26 protein-coding genes and 2 tRNA genes are annotated in these 26,501 nt (G+C 73.3%); 12 read left to right on the top strand and 16 right to left on the bottom strand.

The window, feature by feature from the left end; translation table 11 throughout:
- Positions 1 to 8: 8 nt before the first annotated feature.
- From VE546_RS17055 to galU, 7 genes are all read right to left on the bottom strand, one after another.
- Positions 9 to 82: transfer RNA gene (locus tag VE546_RS17055), tRNA-Ala, on the bottom strand.
- A gap of 82 nt (positions 83 to 164) precedes the next feature.
- Positions 165 to 1,232, bottom strand: a complete 1,068-nt coding sequence (gene glpR / locus VE546_RS17050; protein ID WP_324923149.1) for a gephyrin-like molybdotransferase receptor GlpR — start codon at positions 1,230 to 1,232, stop codon at positions 165 to 167.
- 172 nt (positions 1,233 to 1,404) lie between these two features.
- Positions 1,405 to 2,031, bottom strand: coding sequence for a GNAT family protein (locus VE546_RS17045; protein WP_324923151.1), 627 nt, complete (start codon positions 2,029 to 2,031; stop codon positions 1,405 to 1,407).
- Positions 2,028 to 2,534 carry a MogA/MoaB family molybdenum cofactor biosynthesis protein gene (locus VE546_RS17040; RefSeq protein ID WP_324923147.1) on the bottom strand — a complete coding sequence of 169 codons (507 nt, stop codon included), beginning with the start codon at positions 2,532 to 2,534 and terminating at the stop codon, positions 2,028 to 2,030. The genes VE546_RS17045 and VE546_RS17040 overlap by 4 nt, the downstream gene beginning before the upstream one ends.
- A complete protein-coding gene (gene moaC, locus VE546_RS17035) occupies positions 2,531 to 3,040 on the bottom strand; it encodes a cyclic pyranopterin monophosphate synthase MoaC (protein WP_324923144.1) in 510 nt (169 codons plus the stop codon). The genes VE546_RS17040 and moaC overlap by 4 nt, the downstream gene beginning before the upstream one ends.
- Before the next feature lie 55 nt (positions 3,041 to 3,095).
- The gene (gene glp, locus VE546_RS17030) at positions 3,096 to 4,523 is read right to left on the bottom strand and encodes a gephyrin-like molybdotransferase Glp (protein ID WP_324923143.1); all 1,428 of its coding nucleotides are present in this window, start codon (positions 4,521 to 4,523) and stop codon (positions 3,096 to 3,098) included.
- A 4-nt stretch (positions 4,524 to 4,527) separates the two neighbouring features.
- Positions 4,528 to 5,430, bottom strand: coding sequence for a UTP--glucose-1-phosphate uridylyltransferase GalU (galU, locus tag VE546_RS17025; RefSeq protein ID WP_324923141.1), 903 nt, complete (start codon positions 5,428 to 5,430; stop codon positions 4,528 to 4,530).
- A 203-nt stretch (positions 5,431 to 5,633) separates the two neighbouring features.
- Between galU and VE546_RS17020 the strand changes: the two genes are divergently transcribed.
- Entirely contained in the window at positions 5,634 to 6,281 is a 648-nt protein-coding gene (locus VE546_RS17020) for a 5-formyltetrahydrofolate cyclo-ligase (protein ID WP_324923139.1), read from the top strand.
- An 81-nt stretch (positions 6,282 to 6,362) separates the two neighbouring features.
- On the opposite strand, the gene VE546_RS17015 is transcribed toward VE546_RS17020, so the two are convergent.
- Positions 6,363 to 9,161 carry a penicillin acylase family protein gene (locus VE546_RS17015; RefSeq protein ID WP_324923138.1) on the bottom strand — a complete coding sequence of 933 codons (2,799 nt, stop codon included), beginning with the start codon at positions 9,159 to 9,161 and terminating at the stop codon, positions 6,363 to 6,365.
- A gap of 220 nt (positions 9,162 to 9,381) precedes the next feature.
- Between VE546_RS17015 and VE546_RS17010 the strand changes: the two genes are divergently transcribed.
- The 3 genes from VE546_RS17010 (at position 9,382) to VE546_RS17000 (ending at position 12,910) form a co-directional block, all read left to right on the top strand.
- On the top strand, positions 9,382 to 10,866 hold the full coding sequence (locus tag VE546_RS17010) for a potassium/proton antiporter (protein ID WP_324923136.1): 1,485 nt from the start codon (positions 9,382 to 9,384) through the stop codon (positions 10,864 to 10,866).
- A gap of 298 nt (positions 10,867 to 11,164) precedes the next feature.
- Positions 11,165 to 12,559 carry an MFS transporter gene (locus tag VE546_RS17005; protein ID WP_324923134.1) on the top strand — a complete coding sequence of 465 codons (1,395 nt, stop codon included), beginning with the start codon at positions 11,165 to 11,167 and terminating at the stop codon, positions 12,557 to 12,559.
- A 66-nt stretch (positions 12,560 to 12,625) separates the two neighbouring features.
- Positions 12,626 to 12,910, top strand: coding sequence for an FmdB family zinc ribbon protein (locus VE546_RS17000; protein ID WP_324923132.1), 285 nt, complete (start codon positions 12,626 to 12,628; stop codon positions 12,908 to 12,910).
- 52 nt (positions 12,911 to 12,962) lie between these two features.
- Here VE546_RS17000 and VE546_RS16995 read toward each other — a convergent pair whose 3' ends face one another.
- From VE546_RS16995 to VE546_RS16985, 3 genes are all read right to left on the bottom strand, one after another.
- Positions 12,963 to 13,235 carry a hypothetical protein gene (locus VE546_RS16995; protein ID WP_324923131.1) on the bottom strand — a complete coding sequence of 91 codons (273 nt, stop codon included), beginning with the start codon at positions 13,233 to 13,235 and terminating at the stop codon, positions 12,963 to 12,965.
- 111 nt (positions 13,236 to 13,346) lie between these two features.
- Positions 13,347 to 14,009, bottom strand: coding sequence for a class I SAM-dependent methyltransferase (locus tag VE546_RS16990; RefSeq protein ID WP_324923129.1), 663 nt, complete (start codon positions 14,007 to 14,009; stop codon positions 13,347 to 13,349).
- Positions 14,010 to 14,100: 91 nt separating this feature from the next.
- On the bottom strand, positions 14,101 to 14,289 hold the full coding sequence (locus VE546_RS16985) for a hypothetical protein (protein ID WP_324923127.1): 189 nt from the start codon (positions 14,287 to 14,289) through the stop codon (positions 14,101 to 14,103).
- 120 nt (positions 14,290 to 14,409) lie between these two features.
- Here VE546_RS16985 and VE546_RS16980 point away from each other — a divergent pair, with 120 nt between their 5' ends.
- The 3 genes from VE546_RS16980 (at position 14,410) to mscL (ending at position 16,876) form a co-directional block, all read left to right on the top strand.
- Entirely contained in the window at positions 14,410 to 15,270 is an 861-nt protein-coding gene (locus tag VE546_RS16980; RefSeq protein ID WP_324923125.1) for an S-methyl-5'-thioadenosine phosphorylase, read from the top strand.
- 562 nt (positions 15,271 to 15,832) lie between these two features.
- Positions 15,833 to 16,168 (top strand): RcpC/CpaB family pilus assembly protein, encoded by a 336-nt coding sequence (locus VE546_RS16975; RefSeq protein WP_324923122.1) that lies wholly within the window; start codon positions 15,833 to 15,835, stop codon positions 16,166 to 16,168.
- Positions 16,169 to 16,291: 123 nt separating this feature from the next.
- Positions 16,292 to 16,876: a large conductance mechanosensitive channel protein MscL gene (mscL, locus tag VE546_RS16970; protein WP_324923120.1), complete on the top strand. Its 585-nt coding sequence runs from the start codon at positions 16,292 to 16,294 to the stop codon at positions 16,874 to 16,876.
- Between the two features lie 61 nt (positions 16,877 to 16,937).
- Here the strand turns inward: mscL and VE546_RS16965 are convergent, their stop codons facing one another.
- Positions 16,938 to 17,147, bottom strand: a complete 210-nt coding sequence (locus VE546_RS16965; protein ID WP_324923118.1) for a hypothetical protein — start codon at positions 17,145 to 17,147, stop codon at positions 16,938 to 16,940.
- 74 nt (positions 17,148 to 17,221) lie between these two features.
- Between VE546_RS16965 and VE546_RS16960 the strand changes: the two genes are divergently transcribed.
- Positions 17,222 to 18,265, top strand: coding sequence for a P1 family peptidase (locus VE546_RS16960; protein WP_324923116.1), 1,044 nt, complete (start codon positions 17,222 to 17,224; stop codon positions 18,263 to 18,265).
- Positions 18,266 to 18,408: 143 nt separating this feature from the next.
- Here the strand turns inward: VE546_RS16960 and VE546_RS16955 are convergent, their stop codons facing one another.
- Positions 18,409 to 19,425 carry a sigma-70 family RNA polymerase sigma factor gene (locus VE546_RS16955; RefSeq protein WP_324923114.1) on the bottom strand — a complete coding sequence of 339 codons (1,017 nt, stop codon included), beginning with the start codon at positions 19,423 to 19,425 and terminating at the stop codon, positions 18,409 to 18,411.
- Positions 19,426 to 19,604: 179 nt separating this feature from the next.
- Here VE546_RS16955 and VE546_RS16950 point away from each other — a divergent pair, with 179 nt between their 5' ends.
- Entirely contained in the window at positions 19,605 to 20,126 is a 522-nt protein-coding gene (locus tag VE546_RS16950) for a GNAT family N-acetyltransferase (protein ID WP_414720507.1), read from the top strand.
- Between the two features lie 132 nt (positions 20,127 to 20,258).
- On the opposite strand, the gene VE546_RS16945 is transcribed toward VE546_RS16950, so the two are convergent.
- Together VE546_RS16945 and VE546_RS16940 are read right to left on the bottom strand one after the other, a co-directional pair.
- Entirely contained in the window at positions 20,259 to 21,788 is a 1,530-nt protein-coding gene (locus VE546_RS16945; protein ID WP_324923110.1) for an MFS transporter, read from the bottom strand.
- A 109-nt stretch (positions 21,789 to 21,897) separates the two neighbouring features.
- On the bottom strand, positions 21,898 to 22,545 hold the full coding sequence (locus VE546_RS16940; protein WP_324923108.1) for a TetR/AcrR family transcriptional regulator: 648 nt from the start codon (positions 22,543 to 22,545) through the stop codon (positions 21,898 to 21,900).
- Between the two features lie 390 nt (positions 22,546 to 22,935).
- Here VE546_RS16940 and VE546_RS16935 point away from each other — a divergent pair, with 390 nt between their 5' ends.
- From VE546_RS16935 to VE546_RS16925, 3 genes are all read left to right on the top strand, one after another.
- A complete protein-coding gene (locus VE546_RS16935; protein ID WP_324923106.1) occupies positions 22,936 to 24,759 on the top strand; it encodes a glycoside hydrolase family 3 protein in 1,824 nt (607 codons plus the stop codon).
- Positions 24,760 to 24,822: 63 nt separating this feature from the next.
- Positions 24,823 to 24,898 (top strand) — tRNA-Arg (locus tag VE546_RS16930).
- A gap of 72 nt (positions 24,899 to 24,970) precedes the next feature.
- On the top strand, positions 24,971 to 25,486 hold the full coding sequence (locus VE546_RS16925; RefSeq protein WP_324923104.1) for a hypothetical protein: 516 nt from the start codon (positions 24,971 to 24,973) through the stop codon (positions 25,484 to 25,486).
- Between the two features lie 69 nt (positions 25,487 to 25,555).
- On the opposite strand, the gene VE546_RS16920 is transcribed toward VE546_RS16925, so the two are convergent.
- Positions 25,556 to 26,501 (bottom strand): site-specific integrase (locus tag VE546_RS16920; protein WP_324923102.1); only part of this gene is annotated, 946 nt, incomplete at its 5' end.

Below are 26,501 nucleotides of genomic sequence, written 5' to 3'. Positions count from 1 at the left end.
GTGTGCGGTGGACCTGAGGGGATTTGAACCCCTGACCCCCTCGATGCGAACGAGGTGCGCTACCGGACTGCGCTACAGGCCCTTGCGACGGGTGAAACCCTAGCATCCCCACCGGCCCGCGCGGAAATCCGTTCCGCGCTGGTCACGGTGGGCGTGCGGGGTGGTCACTCGTTGGCGGCGCGGGGGCGGTCCTCGTCGGCGTACTGGTCGAACAGCGGCGTCTGCTTGCGCGAGGCGGACGCCGGGGGCTGCGCCGGGGACGCCGGGGTGTGGGCCGTGGTGGAGCGGGCCGAACTCCAGGCGTCCGGGGCGCCGAGATCCACGCCGCGCGCGGTGCGCGGGGCGACCGGGGCGTTGACGTAGGTGGGCAGCGGTACGGGGGTGGGCTCCCAGCCGCCCTCCGCCGGGCCGGGGGTGCGCTCGCGGCGCTGGGAGTCCACCCACTCGGCGTGGTCGGTCTGCTCCACCAGCGCGCGCCGCTCGGCGGCCTCCGGGTCCGGTGCGGGCTCGGGGGTCGGCTGCGGGGCCGGCGCGGCGGGGAGCGAGCGGCGTTCGCGCAGGTGCCGGGCGGCGGCCTCGGCGCGGCGCTGGTCCATGACGAAGGCGAAGCGGCGGCGCTCCTGGGCGCGCATGTGGGCGATGTACGCGCTCAGCAGCCCGGCGGGGACCGCCGGGGCCCACAGGAAGGCGATGCCGCCCACCGCGGCGACGATCGCACCGAGCGTGAAGGCGAGGAACAGCACCATCGTGGTGCGGCGGCGTCGCGCGAGCAGCTTGGCCCGCCGCGTGCGGCCCGTCGGCCCCGGGCGGTCGGGACGGCCGGCGTGACCGGCCTGGCCCGGGCGCGGGTGCACCTCGGTGGGGGCCTCGGAGCGCGCGATCACCGTCCGGGAGAGTTCGTGGCGCTCGGTCACGGGGTCGGCGAGGGCCCGGACGTCCACGCCGTCCGGGTCACCGGCGCCCGCACCGCCGTCGGCGGGCGGGCCCGTGTCGTCATCGTCGGCGGCCCCGGGGGCCGCGAGGTCGCTTCCCTCCCGTCCGGCCGCCTCCCTGAGGTCCCGGGCGTACCGGCGCTCCATGCCCGCCCGGCCGGACAGCAGCCGGATGGCGGTGCTGAAGCGCTCCGTCGGACGGGCCTCGTTGAGTTCGTCCTGCCGACGGAGCCACATCGGCACCAGGTAGGCGGCCCAGGCCCCGACGATGACTGCGTAGATGAGGCCGCTGCTGCTCACGTCTCACACGGTAGAGGGGTTTGTCGGAGGCCATACGCCAATTGGCGCGGTGTGTCGCACGATCTGGCTGATATCCCTACCGTTTTTTGTGATTGTTGCGACCTGTCCCCGCGCCTGTGCCCGACTGATGACGGAAAGGCAACCGGCTCACACATAGAATCGAACATTTATTTTATTTCCGCGGTGCTCCGGGACTCGACCGGCGGTGCCAGCGGTTCAACAGCCCCTCGGGCACATCCTCCGTGGTCAGCGCGTACACCAGGTGATCGCGCCAGGCGCCGTCGATGTGCAGATAACGCGGCCGTACGCCCTCCTCGCGGAATCCGAGTTTCTCCACCACCCGCCTGCTCGGCCCGTTCTCCGGGCGGATGCAGACTTCGATCCGGTGCAGTCCGACCGTGTGGAAGCAGTGGTCCACGGCGAGCGCGACGGCCGTCGGCATCACCCCGCGTCCCGCCACTTCCCGGTCGATCCAGTAACCGATGTGTCCGGAGCACATCGAACCCCAGGTGATTCCGGCGACCGTCAACTGCCCGGCCAGCCGCCCCTGGTAATCGATCACGAACGGCAGCATCCGGCCCGCCTGCGCCTCCGCCCTCAGGTGGCGCACCATCTGCCGGTACGTCGGGCGGCGCGGCGGCAGGTGGCCGGGCAGGGCGGGCGGGACGGTGGCCTCCCAGGGGCGCAGCCAGTCCCGGTTGCGCTGGTTCACCTCGCGCCAGGCGCGGTGGTCGCGCAGCCTTATGGGACGGAGGGTGACGTCACCGTCCGTCAGTTCGACCGGCCAGGGGGCGTTCAGCTCAGGTCCTTCCTCGGGTGGTCGCCGCCGCGGATCTGGTCCACCGCGTGCGCCAGCAGGCCCTCCAGGACGGCCAGCCCGTCGCGCACGCCCCCGGTGGAGCCGGGGAGGTTGACGATCAGCGTCGCGCCCGCGACGCCCGCCGTGCCGCGCGAGAGCGCCGCGGTGGGGACCTTGGCCAGCCCAGCGGCGCGGATGGCCTCGGGGATGCCGGGGATCTCGTAGTCCAGCACGCGCCGGGTCATCTCCGGCGTCCGGTCGGTCGGCGAGATGCCGGTGCCGCCGGTGGTGAGGACCACGTCGTAGGAGGCCGCGACCGCCGCGCGCAGCACCTCCTCCACGGGCTCGCCGTCCGGGACGACGCGCGGGCCGTCGGCGGCGAAGCCCAGCGCGGCCAGGGCCTCGACCAGCAGCGGCCCGGTGGTGTCGGCGTAGACGCCCGCGGCGGCGCGGTTGGAGACGGTGACGGCCAGGGCGCGGCCCCGTGCCCCGGTGTCGGTCATCGGGCCCGGCTCCAGTCCCCGGAGGCGCCGCCGGTCTTCTCCTCGACCCGCACGTCCGTGATGACGGCGCCCTTGTCCACGGCCTTGACCATGTCGACGACGGTCAGCGCCGCCACCGACACGGCCGTCAGCGCCTCCATCTCCACTCCCGTGCGGTCGGTGGTCCGCACCGTCGCCGTGATCTCCACCGCGTCGTCCGCGACGGACAGGTCCACGGTCACCCCGGACAGGGCCAGCGGGTGGCACAGCGGTACGAGGTCGGGCGTCCGCTTGGCGCCCATGATCCCGGCGATGCGGGCCACGGCGAGCGCGTCGCCCTTCGGCACGCCCTCGCCGCGCAGCAGTTCCACGACGCGCGGCGCGACCAGGACGCGGCCGGTCGCACGCGCGGTGCGGGTGGTCACGTCCTTGGCGGAGACGTCGACCATGCGGGCGGCACCCGCCTCGTCGATGTGGGTGAGGCCTCCGGTGGGGCCGGGGGGACTCCCCTGTGGCGCGCTGCTCATCACTCTCCCGCGTCGGTCCGTGTCGGACGACAACGGTACCCGCAGGCCGGCGGGGTCAGTCGTCCCCGTCGAGGAGCACGACCTCCAGTTCGTCACCCCGGGCGACCTCGGTGGTCTCCTCGGGCACGACGACCAGCGCGTTGGAGCGGGCCAGGGAGCCGAGCAGGTGGGAGCCCGCGCCGCCCACCGGCCGCACCGTGCCGGTCCGCTCGCTCCCGTCCCCCGGGGGCTCGTACCGGCCGCGCAGGAACTGCCGCTTCCCGGCCGGGGAGGCCAGCGGCTCCCCGCACTCCAGGCGCGCCCGGACGGTGGGCCGGGAGACGGGCTCCAGGCCCATCAGGGCCCGCAGGGCCGGGCGGACGAACAGCTCGAAGGAGACGTAGGAGCTGACCGGGTTGCCCGGCAGGGCGAACAGCGGGATGCGGCCGGGGCCGACCAGGCCGAAGCCCTGCGGCTTGCCGGGCTGCATGGCCAGGCGGCGGAACTCCACGCCCGGGGCGGCCCCGGCCGCCCTTCCGGCCGTGCCCCCGGGCCTCCCGGACTCCCCGGCCTCCCCGGTCCCGCCGTCCTCACCGTCCCCGTCGTCCCCGGGCACGGCGCCGCCCAGGACGGTGCCGTCGAGGTCGGACAGCGCCTCCTTCACCACGTCGTAGGCGCCGACGCTCACGCCGCCGCTGGTGACGATGACGTCGGCGCGGACGAGCTGGTCCTCGATCACCGTGCGCAGGATCGCGGCGTCGTCGGCCACCGCGCCGACGCGGTAGGCGATGGCGCCCGCGGCCCGGGCGGCGGCGGTCAGGGCGAAGCTGTTGGAGTCGTGGATCTGCCCGGGGCCCAGCGGCGCGCCCGGCCGGACGAGCTCGCTGCCGGTGGAGAGCACCACCACGCGCGGACGCGGGCGGACGGTGACCCGCTCGCAGCCGACGGCGGCGAGCAGGCCGATCTGCGCGGGCCCCAGGACCGTACCGGCCTCCAGGGCGACCGAGCCGGCGCGCACGTCGCCGCCCTTGTCGCGGACGTGCTGCCGCGCCGCCACCGGGCGGTGGACGCGGACCTCGCCCGTCGCGCCGGACGGGTCGGCGCCGTGGGCGGCCATGGCGTCGGCCGGGCCGCCGCCGGTGCCGCCGTCGGTCCACTCCACCGGGACGACGGCCTCGGCGCCGGGCGGCAGCGGGGCGCCGGTCATGACGCGGGCGGCCTGCCCCGGCCCGACCTCCGGCATCCGCCCGGTGCCCGCCGCCACGTCCCCGACGACCTCCAGCACCGCCGGGTCGTCCCGGCTCGCCCCCGCCACGTCGGCGACCCGGACCGCGTACCCGTCCATGGAGCTGTTGTCGAAGGGCGGCAGGGAGACGGGCACCAGCACGTCCTCGACGAGCACGCAGCCCTGGGCGTCGAGCAGTTGCAGCTCGATGGGCTCCAGCGGCCGCACGGACCGCAGGACGTCGGACAGGTGCTCGTCGACGGACCAGGTCCTGCTCAAGGGACTACAGCTCCTTGCCCACGAAGTCGCGCAGCCACTCCCGGAAGTCCGGGCCCAGGTCCTCGCGTTCGCACGCCAGCCTGACGATGGCCCGCAGGTAGTCGCCGCGGTCGCCGGTGTCGTAGCGGCGGCCCTTGAAGACCACGCCGTGCACCGGCCCGCCGATGGAGGGGTCGGCGGCGAGCGTCTGGAGGGCGTCGGTGAGCTGGATCTCGCCGTTGCGGCCGGGTTCGGTCCTGCGCAGGACCTCGAAGACGGCCGGGTCGAGGACGTAGCGGCCGATGACGGCCAGGTTGCTGGGGGCGTCCTCCCGGGAGGGCTTCTCCACCAGGTCCGACACCCGCACGACGTCGTCGTCCCCGGTGGGCTTGGCGACGGCGCAGCCGTAGAGGTGGATGGTGTCCGGATCGACTTCCAGCAGCGCGACGACGCTGCCGCCGTAGGTCTCCCGCACCTCGATCATCCGGGACAGCAGCGGGTCGCGCGGGTCGATCAGGTCGTCGCCCAGCAGGACGGCGAAGGGCTGGTCGCCGACGTGCGGAGCGGCGCACAGGACGGCGTGGCCCAGGCCCTTGGGGTCGCCCTGGCGCACGTAGTGCATGGTGGCGAGGGCGGTGGACTCCTGGACCCGGGTGAGCTTGTCCTCGTCGCCCTTGCTCCGCAGGACCTCCTCCAGCTCGTAGTTGCGGTCGAAGTGGTCCTCCAGCGGGCGCTTGTTGCGACCGGTGATCATGAGGACGTCGGAGAGTCCGGCCGTGACGGCTTCCTCCACCACATACTGGATCGCGGGCTTGTCGACGACCGGCAGCATCTCCTTGGGGGTCGCCTTCGTCGCCGGGAGGAAGCGGGTGCCGAGCCCGGCGGCCGGGATGACGGCCTTGGTGATCCGGGTACGTGAGGTAGTCATGTCAGCACCATAGCTGCTGGCCGGATACGTAACGCGCAGGTCCGGCCCGTCTGCCGCGGTCTGTGGACGATCGTCCCCGAGCACGGACCGTCACCGGGTCCGGCCGTCGCGGGCCGGGGCCGGGCCGCCGCCCCACCGGAACGATAATGCGCCTGCGGCGGCGGACGCCGCGCCGGACCGGACCCCGGGGAGTTGAACGCACCGTGAGCGACGCGGACACCGACCACGCGGACACCCACCACACCGCCGCCCGCGCCGGTGCCGCCGGCGGCGGGAAGCCCGCGCTGCGGCGCGCCCTCCTGGCGGCGCGGGCCGCGCTGACCGAGGACGAGGTGCGGCGGGGCGCCGAGGCCCTCACCCGGCACGCGCTGGAGCTGCCCGAGCTGACCGGCGCGCGCACGGTCGCCGCGTACGTCTCGGTGGGGCGCGAGCCGGACACCCGCGCGCTGCTGGACGCGCTGCGCGAGCGGGGCGTACGGGTGCTGCTGCCGGTGCTGCTGCCGGACAACGACCTGGACTGGGCCGCGTACGAGGGTGCGGACCGGCTGTCGCGCGCGGGCCGGGGGCTGCTGGAGCCCACCGGGCGCCGGCTCGGCCCGGACGCGGTGACGGCGGCCGACGCCGTCCTGCTGCCGGGGCTGGCCGTGGACCGGCGCGGGGCGCGCCTGGGGCGCGGCGGCGGCAGCTACGACCGGGTGCTGGCCCGCATCGAGGCGTCCGGGGCCCGGCCGGCGCGCGTGGTGCTCCTCCACTCCGGCGAGCTGCTGGAGGGGGAGGTGCCCGTCGAGCCCCACGACCGGCCGGTGCACGCCGCGGTGACCCCCGAGGGGGTGCACCGCTTCACGGCGTGAGGGCCGGTCGTGGGGCTCGACGCAGGGCTCGGCGCGGGGCGTGAGGCCCGGGGTTCGCCCCCGGCCCTCACGCCCCGGAGTTCACGGCGTGAGGGCCATGGTGTCCTCGGTGGCCGCATCGACGGCCTTCCTGCCGAAGGCCCAGGGCAGCAGCTCGCCGTTGGCCCACTTGTCCGTCTGGTCGGTGTAGTTCCCGTGGTAGGCGTGGCCGGAGGCGCCGGTGAGGTTGATCCAGCGGGACTCGTCGAAGTCGTCCAGGTTGACCACCATCCGCATCGACGGCACCCAGATCACCTCGTAGCCGCCCGCCGCGTTCCAGCCGGTGGCGTTGACGGCCGCCTCGCCGCCGCCCAGGTCCCACGGACCGCGGTTGAGCAGGTGCTGGACGAAGCCCGGCCCGTCGGTGCCCAGGGTCTGGTTCTTGAGCATCAGCCGGTGCAGGCGGCCCCAGCTCCAGGTCTCGATGTCCTTGCCGAGCTTGGTGGTCAGCTCCCAGCGGGCGTCCTTCATGGCGCGCGCCAGCAGCTCGTCCCGGTCGCCCTTGCCGGCCTCGAAGCGGCTGCCGGGGGTCCACCAGCCGCTCTCGGGCTTCTCCAGCAGCGTGCGCACGACCTCGTACCAGCGGTCGCCGCCGTCCGGCTGCGCGGAGGCCGGGGCGCGCCGGCCGCACTCGCGGACGGTGCGGACGGTGCCGTCCAGGTCCTCGATCGGGCCGGAGTCGTCGGCCGGGCGGACCCGCAGGCACTGGCCCTCGACGCGGACCTCCTTGGGGAGCTTGTGGCCGAAGGCGAGCCTGAGGACGTTGCGCCAGACGCCGTTGAAGTACGCGGCGGGTGCCGAGTCGGCGTCCTGGGTGTAGTCCCAGCCCTCCAGCAGCTCCTGCGCCTGGCGGACGTAGGGGTCCTTGACCTCGATCTTCAGCAGGTACGGCACCAGGATCTTGGCTATCTCGCTGCTGTTGTCGAGCTGCATGGTCGCCATGTCATCGGTGGAGATCTTGATGCCCTCCTTGATCTTCGACTGGATGAGGTCGTCGATCCGCTGGCTGCGGGCGCCGTAGCCCCAGTCGTCGGTGAGCAGGTAGGGGTACTTCTCCTTGTCGATGACGGCCTGGTTGGCGGTGACGATGTAGCCGCGCTCGGGGTTGTACTCCCAGGGCAGGGCCTCCTGGGGTATGTAGCCGGTCCACTCGTACTCCGGGTCCCAGCCGGGCGCCGGGTAGCGGCCGTCGCCCTTGCCGCGGATCGGGATGCGGCCGGGGGCCTGGTAGCCGATGTTGCCCTGGGTGTCGGCGTAGATGAGGTTCTGCGAGGGGACGGCGAAGTCGCGGGCGGCGGCGCGGAACTCGGCGAAGTTCTTCGCGCCGTTGAGCTTGAAGACCGCGTCCATGGTGTTGGAGGGCTCCAGCGCGGTCCAGCGCAGCGAGACGGCGTAGCCCTTGCCGCGGTCGGGAGCGCCGTCGCGGACGGGGGCGTGGTCGCCGACGGTGCCCAGCTCGGTGCTGCGGTCGGAGACGATCGGGCCGTGGCGGGTGGAGCGGACGGTGATCTTCCGGTCCTTGCCCCCGGCGACCTTGATGACCTCCTCGCGGGTCCGGTACGGGACCTTCTTCCCGTCGTAGACGTACGTCCCGTCCTCGATCTTCTCCAGGTACAGGTCGGTGACGTCGGCGCCGAGGTTGGTGAAGCCCCAGGAGATCTTCTGGTTGTGGCCGATGATCACGCCCGGCGTGCCGGAGAAGGTGAAGCCGGCGACGTCGAACGGACAGGCCCGGCTGACGGTCTTGCAGTGCAGGCCCATCTGGTACCAGACGGACGGCAGTTGCGGCGCCAGGTGCGGGTCGTTGGCGAGCAGCGGCTTGCCCGTGGTCGTGTACTCGCCGGAGACGACCCAGGAGTTGGAACCGATGCCGTCGCCGTTGGGGCCGAGCAGCGCGGGGACCGCGTCGAGCGCCTCGGAGAGCCCGGCGAGCTGGGTCTGCACGCCCCCGGGGGTCTGCTGGGTGCCCTGGACGGTGCCGTCGGGGGTCGTGGTGCCGGGAGTCGTGGTGCCGCCCGGGGTGGTGGTGCCGGGGGTCGTGGTGCCCGGGGTCGTGGTACCGGGGGTCGTGGTGCCGTTGGCGGACGAGTCGTTCTGCGCGCCGAACTCGCCGGTGGCGGCGTCCACCCCGCCCTTCTGGACGACCGGCTTGTTCCGGTCGTACGGATAGGGCGGGTACAGCTCCTCGATCTGCTTCTCCGTCAGGCGGCTGGAGAGCAGGGCGCGGTCGATCTCGTCCTGCATGTTGCCGCGCAGGTCCCAGGCCATGGCCTTGAGCCAGGCGACGGAGTCCACCGGCGTCCACTTCTGCGGCTTGTAGTCGTTGACGAAGCCGAGGGCGGCGTACTCCAGGGAGAGTTCCGCGCCGTCGTGGTCCGCCAGGTAGGCGTTGACGCCCTCCGAGTACGCCTGCAGGTACTTCTTGGTCGTCCCCGACAGCTTGGTGTCGTACTCCTTCTGCGCGACCTCGCGCCAGCCCAGGGTGCGCAGGAAGGCGTCGGTCTCGACCTGGCTCTCGCCGAACATCTCCGACAGCCGTCCCGCCGTCATGTGCCGCCGGACGTCCATCTCCCAGAAGCGGTCCTGGGCGTGGACGTAGCCCTGGGCGCGGAAGAGGTCCTCGGCGGTGTCGGCGTAGAGCTGGGGTATGCCGTTGCCGTCGCGTTTGACGGTCACCGGCGCGGACAGGCCGTCCAGCTGGAGTGAGCCGGTGGTCTGCGGGAAGGAGGCGCGGACGGTGTCCACGCTCCAGTACGCGCCGTAGCCGACGCCCGCCAGGAGCAGCAGCACGACTGCGATCACGGAAAGGCGGGCGCGTCGCGAGGTCTTCTTGGCGGGCATCGCTGTCCTTCGAGGGCAGGGTGGGGACCTGGGTGCTGGAGCAACCATAGGACGACCGGTGTGACGGGGTGGCAGGGAGCCCGGACAACGAACCCGCAACATTCAAGCGCTGGTAAAATATTAGGCAAGCAAACCAGTTTTCGGCGGTCGGGTCCCGGCCGTTCCCCCCGCGCCCGCACGGAAGGATCCGCCCCTGACTGTCGACCGCCTCAACGAACTCATGCTGGTCTGCGCGCTCGTCCTGCTCGTCGCCGTCGCGGCGGTGCGCCTCTCCTCGCGCACCGGGCTCCCCAGCCTCCTGATCTACCTCGGCATCGGCCTCGCCATCGGGCAGGACGGGCTCGGGGTCCGCTTCGACGACGCGGAGCTGACCCAGGTGCTGGGCTACGCGGCCCTGGTGGTGATCCTGGCCGAGGGCGGTCTGGGCACCAGGTGGCGCGAGATCCGCCCGGCGGTGCCCGCCGCGGCCGTCCTCGCGACCGCGGGCGTCGGGGTCAGCGTGGGGGTCACCGCCGCGGGGGCCCACTACCTGGTGGGACTCGACTGGCGTCCGGCGCTGATCATGGGGGCGGTGGTCTCCTCGACGGACGCCGCGGCGGTCTTCTCCGTACTGCGCCGGGTGCCGCTGCCGCAGCGCCTGGCGGGGATGCTGGAGGCGGAGTCGGGGTTCAACGACGCCCCCGTGGTCATCCTGGTCGTCGCCTTCTCCGCCGCCGGCCCGCTGGAGCCGTGGTACGTCCTGCTGGGGACGATGGCGCTGGAGCTGGCGATCGGCCTCGCGGTGGGCCTGGTGGTCGGCAGGCTCGGCGAGTACGGGCTGCGGCAGGTGGCGCTGCCCGCCTCCGGCCTGTACCCGATCGCGGTGATGGCGCTGTGCGTCCTGGCGTACGCCGGGGGCGCGCTGGCGCACGGCAGCGGCTTCCTGGCGGTCTACATCAGCGCGATAATCCTCGGCAACGCCCGGCTGCCGCACCGCCCGGCCACCCGGGGCTTCGCCGACGGGATGGCGTGGATCGCGCAGATCGGGCTGTTCGTGCTGCTCGGGCTGCTGGCGACCCCGTCGGAGCTGATGCACGACTTCGGGGCCGCGCTGGCCGTCGGGCTGGTGCTGACGCTGGTGGCCCGGCCGGTGTCGGTGGTGGTGGGCACGCTGCCCTTCCGGCTCCCCTGGCGGGAGCAGGCGCTGATGTCGTGGGCGGGGCTGCGCGGCGCGGTGCCGATCATCCTGGCGACGATCCCCCTGGTGGCCCGGGTCGAGGACAGCGAGCGGATCTTCAACATCGTCTTCGTGCTGGTCGTCGTCTTCACCCTGGTGCAGGGGCCGACCCTGCCCTGGTTCGCCCGGAGGCTGGGGCTGGACAGGGGCGACGGCACGACGGACCTGGACATCGAGTCGGCTCCGCTGGAGCGGCTGCGCGGCCACCTGATCTCGGTCGGCATCCCCCGGGGGTCGCGGATGCACGGCGTGGAGGTGAGCGAGCTCCGGCTGCCCCGGGGCGCGGCGGTCACCCTGGTCGTGCGCGAGGACAACAGCTTCGTACCGGCGCCCTCGACCGTCCTGCGGCACGGCGACGAGCTGCTGGTGGTCGCCACCGACGAGGTGCGGGACGCCGCCGAGCGGCGGCTGCTGGCCGTGGGACGGGGCGGCAAGCTGGCCGGCTGGCTGGGCACGGGAGGCAGTTCGGCGCTGGGACGGCACGGCTGACCGGACCGGAGGGGCGCGGGGCGTACCACCGCCGGGGCGCACGGGGCACGGTGGACGTCCGCTCTTGATCGGCTACTCTGGGGCCGTATCTTTGTCCGACTTCCGGTGTTTCGACTCCGCCTGATGCAGGGCTGGCGCGACCGCACGGCAGGCCGTACGGCCGGCCGCACGCCGCGGTTCCGCGCGAGAGGACAGCCCTCGGCGTGCCCCGCCGGCACCGCCGTGCCCGCCGCGCCCCTCGCGCGGGACGGCCGTACGGCGCCCGAGGCGCGCTACCAGGTGGCAGAAAGGTCCGGTCGTGACCACCACGGTCACTTCCTCGGTCCCTCCCGCCCCGGGCCGGAAGCCCGGCTACCGGGAACTGCTCCGCACCCCCGGCGCCTGGACGTTCCTGCTGCCCGGCTTCCTGGCCCGCCAGCCCTTCGCGATGCTGACGCTCGGCATCGTGCTGCTGGTGGAGCACACCAGCGGTTCGTTCGGCACGGCGGGCGCGGTGTCCGCCACGACGGGCGTCGCGATGGCCCTGTTCGCGCCGCGCAGCGGCAGGCTCGCCGACCGCTTCGGCCAGCGCGCCGTCCTGCTGCCCGGCGTCGCGCTGCACACCGCCTCCGTCGGCCTGCTGGTCGTCCTCGCCCTGTCGGGGGCGCCGCTGTGGGCGCTGCTGGCGGCGGCCGTGCCGGCCGGTGCCTCGGTGCCGCAGATCGGCCCGATGGTGCGGGCCCGCTGGGCACACCTCCTCGGGGGCGGCTCGCGTACCGACGCCACGGACGACGGGAAGGACGGCGCGGACGGCGCAGGCGGCGCGGCCCGGCCGGCCCGGGCGGACGGCACGCGGCTGCTGGCGACGGCGGCGGCGTTCGAGTCGGTCACCGACGAGCTGACCTTCGTCATCGGCCCGGTCCTGGCCACCGCGCTGTGCACCGGTGTGCACCCGGCCGCCGGGCTGGTCGCGGAGGCCGCCCTCACCGCCGTCGGCGGTCTGCTCTTCGCGGCCCAGCGCCGTACCGCGCCCCCCGCGCACCGCCGGTCCTGGGCGAAGGGCGAGCGGCACGCCTCGGCGCTGTCGGTGCCGGGCGTGCGGGTGCTGGTCGTCGCCTTCCTGGGCGTCGGCGCGGTCTTCGGCGGGATGCAGGTGTCGCTGGCCGCCTTCACCGAGCACATCGGGCAGCCGGGCATCAACGGCGTGCTCTACGGGATCTTCGCCGCGGGCAACATGCTCGCCGGCCTGGCCTACGGCGCCGTCTCCTGGCGGTCGGCCCCTCGGCGGCGGCTGCTGGTCGCGTACGGACTGCTGACGCTGACCACCGCGCCGCTGTGGGCGGTGGACTCCGTCCCGCTGCTGGCCGTCCTCGGCCTGCTGGCCGGCCTGGGCGTCGCCCCGAGCCTGATCACCGGCTTCACGCTGGTGGAGCGGCTGGCCCCGCCCCACGTCCGCACCGAGGCGTTCACCTGGCTGACCGGGGCGGTGGCCCTGGGGCAGGCCGGGGCCGCGACGACCGCCGGACGGCTGGCGGACGCCTTCGGGGCGAGCGCCGGCTTCACGGTGCCGCTGGCCGCCACGGCCCTGGCGCTGGTGACCGTGACGGCGCTGCGGGGACGGCTGGCCCCGGCGGCCGGGGAGGCCCGGACGGGGGACGGCGAACGGGCCGTCACGCGTGGTGCGGGTCACCGTCCGCCGCCTTCGGTGGACTAAGCCGCCGGAATGCTGCACCATGGTGCGTCGTTAGCACTCCACAGGGAAGAGTGCCAGGAGGAGCAAGTGCCGACCTATCAGTACCAGTGCACCGAGTGCGGCGAGGGCCTGGAAGCCGTTCAGAAGTTCACCGACGACGCGCTCACCGAGTGCCCGAGCTGCAAGGGGCGCCTGAAGAAGGTGTTCTCGGCGGTCGGCATCGTCTTCAAGGGTTCCGGCTTCTACCGGAACGACAGCCGTAACTCCTCGTCGGGCAGCCCGGCGTCCTCGTCGTCCAAGAGCGAGTCCGGCTCGTCGAGTTCGTCGAGCTCGTCCAGCGAGTCGTCCAAGGCCAGTTCCCCGGCGGCCTGATCCAGGTCCCGGGCCGGGTCCGGCTCCGGCCGGAGCCGCCCGGCCGAGCACGTCACCCGGGCCCACCCGCCGTCCCCGGAACCCCGCCGCGGCCCGCACCCCGGCGGGGTCCGCGGTTCGCGGCCGGTGGCTCGTCACGCGGCCGGGCCGGATAAGCGGTCCACTGCCGGATCGGTGACCCGGGGGCGAAGGCGGTCTTCGGCTCGGCACGGGCGGTGCGCCGACGGACGTAGCCGGCGAGGGCGGCGTTCCGTTCGCCGCGGGTGCGGTGGCCGGTGCCGTCGAGCACGAAGCAGCGCAGGTCGTCGAGGGTGTTCCGCACCATCCCCTCGTTCGGCCGAATCGGGCCCGAACGGACGGTGAACCCTGATCACGAGTCGCCGCCTGGAGCCTGACGGCTCCCCGTCCGGCAGGCTGGATGCGGCCATGCGCCCGATCAGACGGCCTCTGCCCGGGTTTTGCGGGCGAGCAGGTGAATCTCCTGGAACTGCCGTCGGTCGGCGGGCTGAGGCTCGCGAACCGTCCGGGCCACCTCGGCCAGCCCGGACGTGCGCAGCATCGCGGCGAGGTGATCGGGCGACCACCGATAGGCCGGCGCGACCGCGTGATCGAAGACCTGAGTCGGGTGAGACGGACCATCGCTTGCCCAGAAGCCGACCAGAAGGTGGCCGCCGGGCGCCAGCACACGGTGGAACTCCGCCAGAGTGGCGGGGAGTTCCTGCGGCGGGGTGTGGATGATGGACCAACGTGAGAGTACGCCGCCCAGGACGCCGTCAGCGGTGTTCAGCGCGGCCATCGAGCCCACGTCGAACCGCAGCCCCGGATAGGCCTGCCGGGCCAGCTCGATCATCGCGGAAGAGGCATCGACGCCGAACGCCGCCAGCCCCAGCTCGTCCAGATAAGCGGTGATATGGCCGGGTCCACATCCCAGGTCCGCGACCTGGCCGTTCCCACCCGCACGTACGACCTCGGCGAAGACACCCAGGATCGCACGGTCCAGAGGCCTGTCGCGCAGCTCGCCGCGGAACAGTTGCGCATACGTGGGGGCAGCAGCGTCATAGGCCTCGCGGGTGGCGCGGAGGGCATCGTGTTCGACCATGCCGGCGACAGTAGTTCCCGGCGCTGAGGCGAGCCGGGAGAATCGCGATCTTCCTTCCGCCCGTTCGCCCGGGCTGTCGCCCGGTGACTTGTCACGCGGCCGGGGCCGGGTAGGCGGCGAGGGCGGCGTTCCGTTCGCCGCGGGTGCGGTGGTCGGTGCCGTTCGGGGTGAGGCAGCGCAGGGCGGCGAACTCGGACTCGATCCGGTTCGGCCAGGAGCCGTGGGCCGGTGAGAGGACCGGCTCGACGTCGTTGCCGGTGCCCCACCCGGACAGACACACTCGGTCGGCGCCCCACGACCACCTCCCAGACCGAATCCCGGAGACGGTCCGCTCACCCGACGGGCGGCGGTACGTCGATCGCCCGGCCGGCCATGCGGGCGAGCCACTAGGGTGACCGCCATGACCTCACAGCCGGGAAACACCCCTCAGGCGGCCCCGCAGGCGGAGATAGGCGTCATCGGCGGGTCCGGGTTCTACTCGTTCCTGGACGACGTGACGGAGATGGCGGTGGAGACGCCGTACGGCGAGCCCAGCGACTCCCTCTTCCTCGGCGAGATCGCCGGACGGCGGGTGGCCTTCCTGCCGCGGCACGGACGCAAGCACCACCTGCCTCCGCACCGGATCAACTACCGCGCCAACCTGTGGGCCCTGCGCTCCGTCGGCGTGCGCCAGGTGCTGGGACCGTGCGCGGTGGGCGGCCTCCAGCCCGAGTACGGGCCGGGCACGCTGGTGGTGCCGGACCAGCTCGTGGACCGCACGAAGTCGCGCGTCCAGACGTACTACGACGGTGAGGCGCTGGCCGACGGCTCGGTGCCGAACGTGGTGCACGCGACCTTCGCCGACCCCTACTGCGAGGCGGGCCGGGCGGCCGCGATCGCGGCGGCGCGCGGACGCGGCTGGGAACCGGTGGACGGCGGCACGCTGGTGGTGATCGAGGGGCCGCGCTTCTCGACCCGCGCGGAGTCGCGCTGGCACGCGGCCCAGGGCTGGTCGGTGGTCGGGATGACCGGGCACCCGGAGGCGGTCCTCGCCCGGGAACTCGCCCTGTGCTACACCTCGATCGCCCTGGTCACCGACCTGGACGCCGGTGCGGAGACGGGCGAGGGCGTCTCGCACGAGGAGGTCCTCAAGGTCTTCGGCGAGAACATCGGACGGCTGCGAGAGGTCCTCTTCGACGCGGTGGCCGGGCTGCCGGCGGAGCGGAGCTGTGCGTGCGCGGGGGCGCTGGACGGCCTGGACCCGGGGATCGTGCTGCCGTAGCCGCCGGTCCGCGCGCCTTTTTCACCGCCCTTCCCCGCCCGTTTCTCTCCGTCCGTCTCCTTCACCCGTCTGCTTCCCCCCGTCCTGTGCGGGGCGGGGGAGCAGACGGGTGGGGCTGGTGGGACTGGTGGGGCTCGTGCGGGTGAGCGAGTTGTCCACAGCCGGTGGGCGGTCCACAGGCGTCGGCGGGATGCCGCGGAGTCGGACATCGTGGGGGCGTTTCCACCACGAGGCGGTGATCACGATGTCCTCTGCTCCCCCGTTCCTGCCCCCTTCCCGTCCTCCCTCCTCCGGTCCCGTGCCGGAGTTCGAGCCGGTGCGCATACGGCGCGGCCTCCTCGGTCTCCTCCGGGGAGCGGGCCGGGTGCCCCGGGCCGTGGCCGTGTCCCTGGCGGTCGCCGCCGTGCTCCTGGCCTGGGGGCCGCGCGGGGGGCCCGGCGGAGAGCACGCACCTCCGGCGGTCCGGTCCGCGGCCGAGCGGGCACCGGCGCCCGCGCCGGCGTTCCGGGGCCCGGTCCGGCCCCGGGCCGAGTCGTCCCGGTCCTCGCCGGACGGCGGCGCCGTGACGGTCCGGACCCCGGTGCGGATCGCGGACGCGGCGGTGGTGCGGCTGCTGCGCCCCGGTGACCGGGTGGACGTACTGGCCACCGCCGTCCCCGAGGCCGCCCCCGCCCCGGGTGACGTCCCCGCTTCCGGCGGCGTCACCGCGGACGTCCCGGCGGACCGCGCACGGATCGTCGCCCGGAACGCACGGGTGGCCGCCGTGCCCGCCCCGGATCCCGGCGGCGCGACCGGCGAGGAGGCCGGAGCGCTGGTGGTGCTCTCGGTGCCCCGGCCGACGGCTGCCCGGCTCGCCGGTGCCGCGGCCCGCTCCCGGCTGGCGGTGGCGCTGTGCTGACCGCCGTGCCGACCATCCGCGCGGGCGCCGGGAATTGGACAGCCCGACCGGTGTTCGTGCAGCGTGTCCTGCGTTCTTCCGCCGGCGGCCGGAGTCGGCGCGCATGTGCAGAGAGGCAGTCCGTTGAGCGAGAAGCAGGGTGTCCTGTCCGGGTTCAAGGCGTTCCTGATGCGAGGCAACGTGGTCGACCTGGCCGTTGCCGTCGTCGTCGGGGCGGCCTTCACCAAGATCGTGAACTCGGTGGTGGAGGGCGTCATCAACCCGGTGGTCGGCTCCATCGGCCCCAAGGACCTCGACCGCTACCAGGCCTGCATCCAGGGCCCGTGCGCCTTCGACAAGACGGGGGCCACCGTCAGCGGCATCACGATCAAGTGGGGTTCGGTGCTGAGTGCCACGCTGACCTTCCTGATCACCGCGGCGGTCGTGTACTTCCTCATGATCGTGCCGATGAACAAGCTCAAGGAGCGGCTGGACGCCCTGGACGCCAAGGAGGCGGCGGAGACGGCCGCGACGCCCGCCCAGAAGACCGAGGTGGAGCTGCTCGCCGAGATCCGCGACGTACTGATCGCCGCCCGGCGCCAGGGCGACGGCGGGCCGGGCGCGGCCGTCCTGACCGCCCAGCGGGGCGTCCCCGGCGATGCGCGGTCCGGCTCCGCGCAGGATCAGGCCGGGAGGACGGACGGGTCCGGGGAGGCCGGGCAGCGGTAGCGGCGGCACCGGCGGCGAAGCCGGGGGCGGCGACGCCCGGCGGCCTGCCGCACGGCACGCCTCACAGGTGGTGCGGGGGCTTCTCCTCCAGGAAGCGGGCCAGCTCGGCCGCGCCGCCGTTGCCCGCTCCCGTCCTCTCGCCCCAGCCGCGGTCGGTGTCGTCGGCCGACTGCAGGCTCAGCGGGTCGGTGAAGTCCAGCGCGGAGGCCGGGTCACGGCGCCCGGACGGCCCGGACGACCCGGGAGCGGCGGAGGTGGCGGGGGTGTTCATGCCCCTAGGGTACGGCGGACCGGGTCCGCCCCGGCGGTCCCGGCGGGAGGGTGCTCCGCGGAATCATGGCCGTCATGGACGCCATGGACGCACTGACGGATGTACACGGGCTGCGGGTCGGTCATGCCCAGCGCAGCGGCGACGGCTGGCTGACGGGCACGACCGTGGTCCTCGCCCCGGAGGGCGGTGCGACCGCCGCCGTGGACGTGCGGGGCGGCGGGCCCGGCACCCGGGAGACCGACGCCCTGGACCCCCGCAACCTGGTGCAGCGCGTCGACGCCGTGGTGCTGACCGGAGGCAGCGCCTTCGGACTGGACGCGGCCTGCGGGGTGGTCGACTGGCTGGAGGAGCGGGGCCGCGGCTTCCGGGTCGGACCCGAGCCGGAGCAGGTGGTGCCGGTGGTGCCGGCCGCCTGCCTCTTCGACCTCGGCCGCGGCGGCTCCTGGCGGGCCCGCCCGGACGCGGCGCTCGGCCGGGAGGCGGCCGGGGCCGCCGCCCGTACGGCCCTGGGGGCCCCGGTCCCCCAGGGCAACGTCGGGGCCGGAACGGGAGCCGTGGCGGGCGACCTCAAGGGCGGGGTGGGCACCGCGAGCACGGTCCTGTCCTCGGGGACGACCGTGGGCGCGCTGGCGGTGGTCAACGCGGTGGGATCGGTGCTCGACCCGGCGACGGGGGCGCTCTACGGCGAGTTGTACGGCGGGCGTCCGGTCCTCCCCTCCGAGGCCGAGCACGCCGAGGCGCGGCGGCGCCTGACCGCCGCGCGGCGGGAGTCGGAGCGCCGTTCGGCCGCCTCCGTACGGGCGCCGCTCAACACCACGCTGGCCGTGGTGGCCACCGACGCCGACCTCTCCCCGCCCCAGGCGCAGAAGCTGGCGGGCACCTCCCACGACGGGCTGGCCCGTGCGGTCCGCCCGGTGCATCTGCTCACCGACGGCGACACCGTGTTCGCCCTGGCCACCGGCGCGCGTCCGCTGCGAGAGGGGGAGATCAACGACGTGCTGGCCGCCGGTGCCGACACCCTGACGCGGGCGGTGGTGAAGGCGGTGCGGGCCGCGCGGGGCGTGGACGGCCCGGGCGGGGTGTTCCCGGCCTACCAGGACCTCTACGGCCGCCCCTGACCCCGGTCCGCGCGCACCGCCGGCCCGCGCCCGGACGCGCCAGGGCCCCGGTGCTCGGAAGAGTGCACCGGGGCCCTGGTAGCGGGGGTCTTGCGGTACGGCGGTGGCTCCCGGCACGGTGCGGCCCACCGTGCCGTGCCCGATCACGCCGCCGCGTCGAAGCCCGTGTCACGAGCCATCTTCTTCAGTTCGAGCAGGGCGTGCTTCTCGATCTGGCGGATGCGTTCCCGCGTCAGGCCGTGCTGCTTCCCGACCTCGGTCAGCGTGCGCTCACGGCCGTCCTCGATGCCGTAGCGCGCCCTGATGATGGAGGCGGTGCGGTCGTCGAGCCGTCCGATCATGTCCTCCAGCTCCTCGCGCCGCAGCATCACGAGCACCGAGTCCTCCGGCGAGGTCGCGGAGGTGTCCTCCAGCAGATCGCCGAACTGCGTCTCGCCCTCGTCGTCCACGGACATGTTGAGGCTGACCGGATCGCGCGCCCAGTCGAGCACGTCGGTGATGCGCTCGGCGGTCGAACCCAGCTCCTCGGCGATCTCTGCGGGCTCCGGGTCGCGCCCGTGCTCGCGGTTGAACTCGCGCTGCACGCGGCGTATGCGGCCCAGCTCCTCCACCAGGTGGACGGGGAGCCTGATCGTGCGCGACTGGTCGGCGATCGACCGCGTGATGGCCTGCCGGATCCACCAGGTCGCGTAGGTGGAGAACTTGAAGCCCTTGCGGTAGTCGAACTTCTCGACGGCCCGCACCAGGCCCGCGTTCCCCTCCTGGATCAGGTCCAGCAGCGGCAGCCCGCTGCGCGGGTAGCGCCGTGCGACGGCGACGACCAGACGGAGGTTGGAACGGATGAAGACGTCCTTGGCGCGTTCGCCCTCGGCGACTATCGCCTCCAGCTCCCCACGGGTCGCGGTCGCGCTCGGCGAGTCCTTCGAGGGGCTCTCGACCTCGCCGTCCAGGAGCTGCCGGGCGTACACACCGGCCTCGATCGCGAGCGAGAGTTCGACCTCCTTCGCTGCGTCCAGCAGCGGAGTGCGGGCGATCTCGTCGAGGTACATGCCGACCAGGTCCCGGTCCGCGACATCCCCGGATGACGAGGTACGTACAGTGCGTGCCTCGTCAGCACCGCTGGAAGTGGCCTGACGACGGGCAACGGCACGGGTTGCCATGCGTACTCCCTTGCGAGTTGTCTACAACTGGTCGGTGGCGGTCCGGCCACCCGGCGTCTCCTCACTCGGGTGCCCGCTCCGATGGAAACAACGACTGTAATCCGGACAGAATTCCCAAGCTAGGCATCGGTCTTGCGGATCATGCGGTATTCTGCGTGGCCGCACATAGGGGGCATTTGGTGACAAACCACAGAGAAGTCCAGGTCAGGGCGGGTGAGGAAGGCGATCTTCCGGAGCTGACGGACATCTACAACCACTACGTCCGGGAGACCCCGATCACATTCGACATCGAGCCCCTCACTGTGGAGGCCAGGCGTCCTTGGCTGCTCTCCCACCCTCAAGACGGCCCGCACCGCCTTCTGGTTGCCCGCCGGGCGCGCCCGGGCCGCGTCCTGGGCTACGCGACCAGCAGTTCCTTCCGCGCCAAGCCCGCCTACTCCACCTCGGTCGAGGTCAGCGCCTACCTCGCCCCCGACGCCTGCGGGCAGGGCATCGGCACTCTCCTGTACCGGCACCTCTTCGAGGCCCTGGCCGGCGAGGACGTCCACCGCGCCTACGCGGGCATCGCCCAGCCCAACCCCGCCTCCGTCCGCCTCCACACCCGCTTCGGCTTCCGCCACATCGGCACGTACCGGGAGGTCGGCCGGAAGTTCGGCCGCTACTGGGACGTGGCCTGGTACGAGAAGCCGCTGGGCTCCTGACGCGCGTCGGCCCCCGCCGCGAACACCCCCGTGAGTCCGCGGTGGGGGCCGGTCACCGGCGTCCGGCCGCCTCCCGGGCGGCCGCACACCGGCCGGCCCGGGCGGTGCGGCCCGGACCGGACGGCATCGGCGTCAGTGCACCAGCACCGGTACCGCCTCCGCCTCGTCGCCCTTGCCGTCGCCCCGGACGCCGCCCGGTGCGGCCGGGGCGTTGCCCTGGCCGCGGGAGGTGACGAAGGTGAAGGCGATCAGGGCCGAGAGCAGCAGGATGCCCACGGCCCACCAGATCGCCGAGGTGTAGCCGTGCACCATGCCCTGCAGTTCGACCAGCCGCCGCGCGGGCTCGGTGGTCGCCCCGGCGAGGTGGCCGGTCAGGTACGAGGCGGTGGCGTCGGCCGCGATGGTGTTGAGCAGGGCGGTGCCGATGGCCCCGCCGACCTGCTGCGAGGTGTTGACCATCGCGGAGGCGACCCCCGAGTCGCTCGGCCGCACCCCGAGCGTCGCCAGGCTCATGGCGGGCATGAACGCCGTGCCCATGCCCAGGCCGAGCAGAAGCTGCGCCGGGAGGATCAGGCCGACGTACGAGCTGTCCACCTCCAGTTGGGTCAGCAGCAGCATGCCGGCGGACGCGACCAGGAAGCCCGGGGCCATCAGCAGCCGCGGCCTCACCCGGGTCATCAGCCGGGCGCCGATCTGCGTGGATCCGGTGATCATGCCCGCCACCATCGGCAGGAAGGCGAAACCGGTCTTGACCGGCGAGTACCCCTTGACGACCTGGAGGTAGTAGGTGAGGAAGAGGAAGAGGCCGAACATCGCGATGACCGCGAGGCCGAGCGCCAGGTAGACCCCGCCGCGGTTGCGGTCGGCGGGCACGCGCAGCGGCAGCAGCGGCGCCTTGACCTTGCCCTCCACCAGCACGAACGCGGTCAGCAGGGCGACGCTCGCGGCGAACATGGTGAGCGTCAGGCCGTCGCCCCAGCCGTCGGACTCGGCGCGGGTGAAGCCGTAGACCAGCGCCACCAGCCCCAGGGTGGAGAGCACCACGCCCGGGATGTCGAGCGGGGAGCGGTTGCGGGCCTGCGCGGGCTCGGTGATCACCAGCAGCGCACCGATCGCGGCGACGGCGGCGAAGGGGATGTTGACGTAGAAGGTCCAGCGCCAGTTCAGGTACTCGGTGAGCACGCCGCCCAGGATCAGGCCGATGGCGCCACCACCGCCCGCGATGGCGCCGTAGACGCCGAACGCCTTGGCGCGTTCCTTGCCGTCGGTGAACATCACGGCCAGCAGCGACAGCGCGGCCGGGGCGAGCAGCGCGCCGAAGACGCCCTGGAGTGCGCGGGCACCCAGCAGCAGCCCGGTGCCGGTGGCCGCGCCGCCGAGCGCGGAGGCCACGGCGAAGCCGATCAGGCCGGTGACGAAGGTGCGCCGGCGTCCCCACAGGTCGGCGATGCGACCGCCGAAGAGGAGCAGTCCGCCGAAGGCGAGGGCGTAGGCGGTGATGACCCACTGCCGGTTGCCGTCGGAGATCCCGAGGTCGGCCTGGGCGGAGGGAAGCGCGATGTTCACGATGGTCGCGTCGAGGACGACCATGAGCTGGGCTATCGCTATGAAGGCGAGCGCTTTCCAGCGTCTCGGGTCGGGCTGGGTGACGGATTCTGGCATGGGTGAACTCACTTCACGGTAAGAAAACAAACAAAACGGTCACTGCGCGCGCGGAGAGGCATGGCGCGGAGTGCGTACGGGCCTGGAGGGCGCCCGGTCGCCCCGCCGGTCAGTCCGTCAGGAGGGTCTCCAAGGTCACCGCCTGTCCGGGTAGTTCGGACCTCGCCGGAGCGCGCAGCCCGTCGAGGAAGATCTGCAGGTGGCGGACGAGGAAGCGCTCGACCTGCGCGCACCCCGTACCGGGCAGGGGACGGGTGAGCTGGCCGAGCGCCATCAGCAGGTCGCCGACGGCGGCGTCCGGACGGAGCCTTCCGGCCCGCCGCGCCCGGTCGAACAACTCCTCCAGCAGCCCCTCCAGGCGCTGCCGGGCGGCGAGCAGCCGCGGCTCGTCCCGGTCGAAGCGGTCGGACAGCATCGAGCAGAGGGCGCCGATGCGCTCCTCCACCGCGCCGAGGACGAAACGGCGCAGCGCCTCGAACGGATCGTCTCCCCCCTCGCTCTCGTCGAGAGCCGCCCGCGCCCGGTCCGCGACCCGGTCCATGACGGCGAGCGCGACATCGCGCACCAGGGCGTCACGGTCCGGGAAGTGCCGGTAGAGCGTCGCATTGCCGACCCCGGCGCGTCGAGCGATTTCGTCCAGCGGCGCGTCGGCCCCGTGCAGGACGAACGCCTCGCGGGCCGCGGCGACGATCCGCTCCCGGTTGCGGGTCGCGTCCGCGCGCATGCGCGGAGCGGTGCCCGTGCCGGTGCCTGCCATGCCCGCTCCTTCCCGGGGAACATCCGGGGAATCACTCCCCGCTTGATCCGACACCGTCGTAAACGGGGAACCGTTCCCCGGATATTTCGCGGCGGCCGTGTGTTCCGCGTCACACCGAGGAGGGAGCCCCGCTCCCCCTCGCCCGTGCGCCACCGCGCGCCATCCCCTCAGGGAGAACAGAATTCCCGTATCGCCACACAAGCCACGGAGAACGACCTCCGCCGACACGCACCGCCAGTGGTCCGACCACTGACGGTCGTCCACACCCCTGGTCGCGGACCTGACGTGCTGGAACGATGTGCCCGCCATGGCTCCGGCACCCCACATGCCGTTCCACCGCACCTGCCCCGCCGCCCCACCCGTTCCGTTCGTCCATGTGAGGAGAGCCCGATGCAGCAGCCCGTGACCCCCTCCCGCAGACACGTCCTCGCCACCGGCCTGTTCGGCGTCGGCGCGGCGCTGACCGCCTCCGCCCTCCTGCCCTCCCCGGCGAACGCCGCCGCGGCCGGGGCGTCCCGGGCCGCGCGGGTCAGGGCCCGGGCCCTGACCCGCCGCATGACCCTGGAGGAGAAGGTCGGGCAGCTCTTCGTCGTCGAGGTCTACGGCCAGTCCGCCGACCAGCCCGCCGCGGGCAACCGCACCCTGTACGGCGTCGACACCCCCGCCGAGGTCGTCGCCAAGTACCACGCGGGCGGCGTCATCTACTTCGACGCCCGCCGCGGCCCCGACAACGTCCGCGACCCGCGCCAGACCGCCCGCCTCTCCAACGGCCTCCAGCGGGCCGCGCTCGGCACCGGCGCCCGCGTACCGCTGCTGGTCTCCATCGACCAGGAGGGCGGCAGCGTCGTCTACCGGCTCACCGACCCCGCCACCCTCCTGCCCGGGAACATGGCGCTGGCGGCGGGCCGGTCGGAGACCGACACCCGGCGCTCGGCCGAGATCATCGGCCGGGAACTGGCCGCGCTCGGCATCAACCAGAACTACGCCCCCGTCGCCGACGTCAACGTCAACCCCGCCAACCCGGTCATCGGCGTCCGCTCCTTCGGCTCCGACCCGGCCCTGTGCGCCTCCCTGGTCGCCGCCTCCGTACGCGGCTACCACCGCGGCGGGGTCGCCTCCGCGGCCAAGCACTTCCCCGGCCACGGCGACACCGACACCGACAGCCACACCGGCCTGCCGCAGATCAACCACACCCGCGAGGAACTGGACCGCATCGACCTGCCGCCCTTCCGGGCCGCCATCGCGCGCGGGGTCGACACGATCATGACCGCCCACATCGTGGTCCCCGCCCTGGACCCCACCGGCGTCCCGGCCACCATGTCCCACCCGATCGTCACCGGCCTGCTCCGCGAGGAGCTGGGCTTCGACGGCCTGATCGTCACCGACGCCCTGGACATGAGCGGCGCCGCGGACCAGTTCCCGGAGGACGTGGCCCCGGTCCGGGCGCTCAAGGCCGGCTGCGACCAGCTCGTCCTGGCCCCCAAGATGGACATCGCCTACCACGCCGTCCTGGACGCCGTCCGCCGCGGCGAGATCTCCGAGGCCCGCCTGAACGCCTCCGTCGAGCGCGTCCTGGCCCACAAGATCCGCCGGGGCCTGTTCACCCACCCGTACGTGGACGAGGACCGCGCCGTCCGCACCGTCGGCAGCGACCGCCACCTCGCCGCCGCCCAGGCCATCACCGACCGCACGCTGACCCTGGTCAGGAACGAGGGCTCCCTCCTCCCCCTCTCCCCGGCCGCCCGCTCGGTCCTGGTCACCGGTTGGGGCGCCGCCACCGTCCGGACCCTCGCCGACACCGTCGCCGCCCGCCCCGGCCAGACGGCCACCGCCCTGGAGACCGGCGCCGTCCCGTCCGAGGCCCGCATCGCGGAGGCGACCGCCGCCGCGGCCGGCCACGACCTGGTCGTCGTCGCCGTGAACGCGGTCGCGGCGGGCGGCGAGAAGGGCGCCGCCCAGGCCCGCCTGGTGCAGGCCCTGCTGGACACCGGCAAGGCCGTCGTCGCGGTGGCCGTCCGCAACCCGTACGACATCCGCCGCTTCCCGGCCGTCCCCGCCTATCTGGCCACCTACTCCTACGGCGCACCCTCCCTCCGGGCCGCCGTCGGCGCCCTCTACGGCGACCTCTCCCCCACCGGCAAGCTCCCGGTCGCCATCCCGGCCCTCGACTCCACCGGCACCCTCTACCCCTTCGGCCACGGCCTGACCTACTGACCCGCCCCGCGCCAAAGGTGTTCGGCGCGCCCCGTCCGCATCCGCTAACCTGTTCTGCGTCACGCCTTCGTAGCTCAGGGGATAGAGCACCGCTCTCCTAAAGCGGGTGTCGCAGGTTCGAATCCTGCCGGGGGCACCAGCGCAAAGGCCCCGGACCGATCATGGTCCGGGGCCTTTGACATCCAGGTCTGACATCAGCGGGGGGCGGGACGTGTCAGGTGTCGCCAAGGGCCAGGCGCTCAAGCAGTTGAGAACACTCGTGCAGGCACGCGCGCTCGGGCGGCACGTCGGCTCCGACCGCCTCATCCAAGCGGCCCTGGACGCGCTCCTGGCCGACGTCGACTCACCATCGCTCCCGCTTCTGGCCGGCCTCGGACGCCGGGAGGAGCACGAGGCCCAAGAGCTGTTCGACCATGTAACGGAAGAGCTGGGGATCGGCTTCGAGGCGCCCGCGGACCCGACCGCCGCCAAGTGGGCCCTGGCCTACTGGTTGGCCACACAGATCGTGGACGGTTCCCTCGATCCGGCGACCGGCGCCGATCTGATCTGGGCCGAAGCGGCGATGGACCTCGGCTATCCCAACGAACTGGAGCCGGTCGTCACGTGTGCCATCCAGTTGGCGGACTGGAACGAGAGCTGGGACATCCCGCTGGAGCAGCTCAAGGAAGAAGCCCTTCGCGCGGCCCGCGAACTGGTCGAGCGCCGAGGCCCCGAGACCATCGCCTGACACACCACGGAGCCCCGGAACCGATCACGGTCCGGGGCTCCACGTTTTGCACGGCATCAACGGCAGCGATCAGCCGTGGTCGGGACGTCTCCTGAGCAGCCGGTCCATGTGACTGATCGCCTCCCGCTGGGTGTCCTGGACCACGTGCGTGTAGACGTCCATGGTGATGCTGATCTGGCTGTGGCCGAGGATCTCCATCACCACGCGCGGGGCGACCCCGGCCGCGGTGAGCAGGGTCGCGCAGCCGTGTCGGGCGTCATGCAGCCGGATTACCCGCAGGCCGGCCTTCCTGGCGACGCGGGTGAAGGAGCGGTAGACGTTGCGCGGCTCGACCGGGCGACCGGTCCGGGTGGTGAAGACGTGACCGCTCGTCTCCCATTTATCTCCCATCCGCTCCCGCAAGGCCGCCTGCCGCATCCGGTGCCAGCGCAGCGGAGCAATGCACATCGCGGGCAGCGGCACGGCACGGCGACGGCGGCCCTTGGGATCGTCGTTGTACAGCTGCCCGCGCCGCCGTTGCGTCTGCTGCCGCACGTACAGGACCCGCTTGTCCAGGTCGACATCCGACCAGCGCAGGCCGACGATTTCCCCGCGCCGCAGTCCCATGGTGATGGCGAGGACGAAGGCCGCGTAGAGCGGATCGCGCCGGGCGGCGGCCAGGAAGGTCAGCGTCTCGTCCAGCGTCCACGGGCTCAGCTCCCGGGCTGAGGGGCGGGGAGGCTCGACGAGGCTCGCCACATTGCGCGTGACCAGTTCCTCACGGCAGGCCGCGGCGAGGGCCGTCCGCAGCACGCGGTGAGCCTCCTTGGCCGTGGCCGCTGTCGTCTTCTTCTCGACCTGGACGAGGAAGCGGCGGACGTCGGCGACGCCCAGGGACTCCAGCCGCTTGGCGCCGAGCAGAGGCACCAAGTACAGCCGCACGTGCGCTTCGTACTTGTCGTACGTGCTGAGCTTCCGGCGCGGCTTGACGACGTTCTCCAGCCAGTACGGCAGCCACTCGGCGAGCTTGGCCGAC

This window comes from Streptomyces sp., assembly GCF_035644915.1.
Taxonomy (GTDB): Bacteria; Actinomycetota; Actinomycetes; order Streptomycetales; family Streptomycetaceae; genus Streptomyces.
The sequence above is the reverse complement of the archived record's forward strand: the minus strand, read 5'-3'. Positions and strand labels throughout refer to the sequence as shown.

Bases quoted from the DNA above. Each gene is read 5' to 3' on its own strand.
- VE546_RS17040 (WP_324923147.1), bottom strand. From the start codon at position 2,534: ATGACCGACACCGGGGCACGGGGCCGCGCCCTGGCCGTCACCGTCTCC.
- moaC (WP_324923144.1), bottom strand. From the start codon at position 3,040: ATGAGCAGCGCGCCACAGGGGAGTCCCCCCGGCCCCACCGGAGGCCTC.
- galU (WP_324923141.1), bottom strand. From the start codon at position 5,430: ATGACTACCTCACGTACCCGGATCACCAAGGCCGTCATCCCGGCCGCC.
- VE546_RS17015 (WP_324923138.1), bottom strand. From the start codon at position 9,161: ATGCCCGCCAAGAAGACCTCGCGACGCGCCCGCCTTTCCGTGATCGCA.
- VE546_RS17010 (WP_324923136.1), top strand. From the start codon at position 9,382: ATGCTGGTCTGCGCGCTCGTCCTGCTCGTCGCCGTCGCGGCGGTGCGC.
- VE546_RS16995 (WP_324923131.1), bottom strand. From the start codon at position 13,235: ATGGTGCGGAACACCCTCGACGACCTGCGCTGCTTCGTGCTCGACGGC.
- VE546_RS16990 (WP_324923129.1), bottom strand. From the start codon at position 14,009: ATGGTCGAACACGATGCCCTCCGCGCCACCCGCGAGGCCTATGACGCT.
- VE546_RS16980 (WP_324923125.1), top strand. From the start codon at position 14,410: ATGACCTCACAGCCGGGAAACACCCCTCAGGCGGCCCCGCAGGCGGAG.
- VE546_RS16965 (WP_324923118.1), bottom strand. From the start codon at position 17,147: ATGAACACCCCCGCCACCTCCGCCGCTCCCGGGTCGTCCGGGCCGTCC.
- VE546_RS16960 (WP_324923116.1), top strand. From the start codon at position 17,222: ATGGACGCCATGGACGCACTGACGGATGTACACGGGCTGCGGGTCGGT.
- VE546_RS16955 (WP_324923114.1), bottom strand. From the start codon at position 19,425: ATGGCAACCCGTGCCGTTGCCCGTCGTCAGGCCACTTCCAGCGGTGCT.
- VE546_RS16945 (WP_324923110.1), bottom strand. From the start codon at position 21,788: ATGCCAGAATCCGTCACCCAGCCCGACCCGAGACGCTGGAAAGCGCTC.
- VE546_RS16940 (WP_324923108.1), bottom strand. From the start codon at position 22,545: ATGGCAGGCACCGGCACGGGCACCGCTCCGCGCATGCGCGCGGACGCG.
- VE546_RS16935 (WP_324923106.1), top strand. From the start codon at position 22,936: ATGCAGCAGCCCGTGACCCCCTCCCGCAGACACGTCCTCGCCACCGGC.